The organism is Geminicoccus harenae (assembly GCF_019800005.1).
Classification (GTDB): Bacteria; Pseudomonadota; Alphaproteobacteria; order Geminicoccales; family Geminicoccaceae; genus Geminicoccus; species Geminicoccus harenae.
This window is the reverse complement of the sequence record NZ_JABGCL010000096.1, coordinates 1-3,293: the sequence shown is the minus strand read 5'-3', so window position 1 is coordinate 3,293 and position 3,293 is coordinate 1. Positions and strand designations below refer to the sequence as shown.

The 3,293-nt window shown below is 60.8% G+C and carries 5 protein-coding genes and 1 pseudogene; 4 read left to right on the top strand and 2 right to left on the bottom strand.

Annotated elements, in window-relative coordinates; genetic code table 11:
• Positions 1 to 599: 599 nt before the first annotated feature.
• Positions 600 to 1,079, bottom strand: a complete 480-nt coding sequence (locus HLA95_RS26795; RefSeq protein ID WP_191062105.1) for a hypothetical protein — start codon at positions 1,077 to 1,079, stop codon at positions 600 to 602.
• A gap of 380 nt (positions 1,080 to 1,459) precedes the next feature.
• Positions 1,460 to 1,807, bottom strand: coding sequence for a hypothetical protein (locus HLA95_RS26790; RefSeq protein ID WP_222185055.1), 348 nt, complete (start codon positions 1,805 to 1,807; stop codon positions 1,460 to 1,462).
• On the opposite strand from HLA95_RS26790, the gene HLA95_RS26785 reads away from it, so the two are divergent.
• From HLA95_RS26785 to HLA95_RS26770, 4 genes and pseudogenes are all read left to right on the top strand, one after another.
• The gene (locus tag HLA95_RS26785; RefSeq protein WP_222185053.1) at positions 1,808 to 1,996 is read left to right on the top strand and encodes a hypothetical protein; all 189 of its coding nucleotides are present in this window, start codon (positions 1,808 to 1,810) and stop codon (positions 1,994 to 1,996) included.
• Positions 1,993 to 2,214, top strand: a complete 222-nt coding sequence (locus HLA95_RS26780) for a hypothetical protein (RefSeq protein ID WP_191062360.1) — start codon at positions 1,993 to 1,995, stop codon at positions 2,212 to 2,214. Before HLA95_RS26785 ends, HLA95_RS26780 begins: the two co-directional genes overlap by 4 nt.
• A gap of 95 nt (positions 2,215 to 2,309) precedes the next feature.
• A pseudogene (locus tag HLA95_RS29385) lies at positions 2,310 to 2,519 on the top strand (transposase); the annotation flags it as partial.
• A 26-nt stretch (positions 2,520 to 2,545) separates the two neighbouring features.
• Positions 2,546 to 3,193, top strand: coding sequence for an IS5 family transposase (locus HLA95_RS26770; RefSeq protein ID WP_191062362.1), 648 nt, complete (start codon positions 2,546 to 2,548; stop codon positions 3,191 to 3,193).
• The last annotated feature ends 100 nt before the right edge of the window (positions 3,194 to 3,293 follow it).

The window sequence follows — 3,293 nt, the reverse complement described above, 5'->3', positions numbered from 1 at the left end:
GGCGCGCATGACCACCAGGTTGTAGCGCCAGCCGGTATTGGCGATGGGGGCACTGCCCAGATCGACCGCGGTCTGCGCCGGGGCAGGGGCAGCAGAGAACAGGGCGCAAGCCAGCATGGCTGCGGCAGCGAATGCCGCGCCTCGAACACGAGCCATGGTTTACCTCAAGACTGGATGAGGAACGCCGACGGCACTGGGTTCAGGCCTGGACCGCGCGCAGAGGTAGCGCACCGTCTGCGATGAGCAGGCGATGCACTCAGAAACTGCGTCTTGATCAGGGAAGGGTGCCGAGCTGCCCAGCAGGTGGGCCTTGCTGAACGAATGTTTAACGCATGATCATAAGAATTTCCAGATAAATATATTTGAACTCTAAAGGATACTGTTAATGCGCTTGAGAAGCTATAAAGGATAATAAGTCATACTAAAATTATACACCTATATATGTTGTTATTGACCGAACTTCGTCCAAGAGCAAGAAGCTCGTCGATGTAGGCCGGCACCGAACGGTGTGATCGGCAGCGGCCGCTGATCCCGTATGTCGGGATCATGCGCAGGAACCAGCCCGCAGCTGAGCAGCCAGACAGCAACTGGAGTTGTCGCTATCCCGTCCCATCGGCCTGTGAATGCTCAAGCATGCGCCTCGCAAAATCGTCCGGATCAAAGCTTAGATCCCCGTCTGGCGCTGCGATCAGAGGCGCTGCTGCGCCAACGTGGAGAAACTCCTCACCGAGGAGGGGCTCGTCGGGATCAGCAGATGGCATCCGGTAGGCGCGGAACTGCTCGAGATCAACGAGTTGCCTAATCGCCTCAAAACGTACCAGCATCGCCGTCAACTTCTCGAACCTGGCCTGCTGCTCGTCCGGATCCACCGGTCGTTGCTGGTCGTCCCTCAGCCAGCCCAATGCTCGGACTACTGCGACCGAGGATGCCTTGAAGTCGCCTCGCACCGCAGGATCCATACCTTCCAGCGCCCGCTGAAAAGTCAGCATCTCCTCGGGTTTGATCACGACATCCCGAACGCGTTGGATGAATGGCAGCTGCGTGGGCCGGGTGCTGGTTCCCTTCTGCGGCTTCTTCACCGGCGGGATCCCTGGATGTGCACAACAGCTCGAGTTCGGTCTGTCGGCTGCCAGATCTTGCTGGCGCTATAACTACGTTAGCCTACCGGTAGAGTGGGTTCGGGTTCCCTAACGTGCCTTCTTCGCTGTGGGGGCCGGGCACGAGATGCAGGTCCCGCGTGCATCGTCGGCCTGGCCACCTTGATGCAGACCATCTGGATGCCCAAAGAACGGGAGGAGCGCCGGGTGCGGGAGAACTGGGCTGCTTGGACGGTCCTGGCGATTGAGCCAGTCGACCAGCTTCGCCGCCACAAGACGACGATTCATCGGTTTGCCTCGTGACGGGATGAGTACTGTAAAATTCGTCTCAGCTTCCGGAAGTCTATTAGAATATGCTGCAGCTACGTCAACTTTAATAATAGCATCTTTAGACACAGCTGGATGTTTTTGACATCCGCACCCTGGACGACCGCCAGCGTCGCAGGATGCGGCGCATCCCTCCCGATGAGCTGCCTCAAGCCACTGTTCCGCAACAGCAGCCAAGCTAAGGGCTGAGTAATTCGCGCAAGCTGCTTTTTTTGATTGACGTGATCTATCACAGGTAGCAAATCATAACCGTTGCGTGAGATGCCTGGAATACCAATCGTCTCGGGGTAGATTATCCGCAGGAGGCTGTCGGGATGCTTGGTGGCCACGACTTGTCGGATGCCAAACGCCATCTCCAAGAATTGGAGCATCAGGCTGCCCACTTGCGCCAGATCATCGTCACGATGGAGGAGTATGGTCTTCCCCATCTTGCCGCGGCAGCCCGGATGCTGCTGGCCGATCTCGACCTACCCCTCCTGCGCGCGCGGGAAGGGAGCGGCTGGAGCAAGGATTTCCCGGATCATGGTCGTGGCATGGTGAATGGCACCGAACGACCGGCAGCGTGGAAATGACCGTGTACCAGGTGGTCTGGACCAACAGCTTCGGCGAAGCCGTCGAGCGGGCCGAAGGAACGACAAGACCGATCTTTTTGACAGCCGTCCAAACGGCAATCGAGCGGCGGCGGATCAAGCGCAGCTATGCGTACCAGCTCCAGTGCCCGCCAGAGGAGCGCGATGACCTGGCCGACGAGATCGCCGACCTGATGGCCCGGCTGATCCGGCCGTGCTGAGCCAACAAGCTGGCGCAGAACCGGTTGCAGACGCAAAGCTGCTTACTGACTGTCGGCAAAGTTGCTGGGGTGGCCAGTTTGTGGGTTGGTCAGGCATGTCGTGGCTGGGAAGTTCCATGCCTGATCGACCCTATCCTTCCGATCTGAGTGACGCGGAATGGACGGCGCTGGAGCCGCTTCTTCCACCACCTTGTCGCCTGGAGCGCCCGCCGAGGTGGCCGCGCCGGGTCATGGCCGAGGCCATCTTTTATCTGGTCCGCTCCGGCTGCGCGTGGCGCATGCTGCCGCGTCACTTTCCGCCATCGATGCCGGGCATCGATCCCACGGAGTGATGTCCGCACAGCGGACAGGGCCGACCGTCCACTCGCAGCTGACCCGCTGGCGTAAGGACGGCACGCTGCGGCGCATGCACGACCGGTTGCGTGAGCATGCTCGCGAGAAGGAAGGACGAGAGCGGGAGCCTTCTGCAGCAGTGGTGGATTCGCAGACAACGCGGGCAACAGGAGTGGGCGGACCTGGTCGAGGCTTTGATGCAGCCAAGAAGACGTTCGGGCGCAAGCGGCACATCCTGGTGGACGCGTCGGGCCTGATCCTCCTGGCGTATATCCATGCCGCCAGCCTGCACGACACGGTGGGTGCGCGGCAGATGGTCGAGGCCACACCCATGGCGGCCTTGCCTCGTCTGGAGTTGGTCTGGGCAGACGGTGGCTATACCGGGCCGTTCGCAAAGTGGCTGGAGAAGGAGCGCGGCTGGCGCACGGAGGTCCCGTTCCACCGTCAGCGCCAGGCGTGGCGCTACGGACTGGAGGAACGGCCGGCAGGCTTCCACGTCCTGCCGCGCCGTTGGGTCGTTGAGCGGACCTTCGCTTGGCTTTCCCGCTCACGTCGCCTTGCCCGAGACTATGAGCGGCTGCCCGAAACCGGCGTGGCGATGATCCACGCTGCCATGAGCCGGATCATGCTGCGGCGCATCGCGTGACCGGTCAGCGACTTTGCCGACAGTCAGTCATTGACTGTCGGCAAAGTCACTGGGATGGCCAGTTCGCAGGTTAATCAGGCATGTCGTCGCTGGAGGGCGC

What these genes read in the sequence shown, in the direction of transcription:
- HLA95_RS26780 (WP_191062360.1), top strand. Translation starts at nt 1,993, where the DNA reads ATGACCGTGTACCAGGTGGTCTGGACCAACAGCTTCGGCGAAGCCGTC.
- HLA95_RS26770 (WP_191062362.1), top strand. Translation starts at nt 2,546, where the DNA reads ATGTCCGCACAGCGGACAGGGCCGACCGTCCACTCGCAGCTGACCCGC.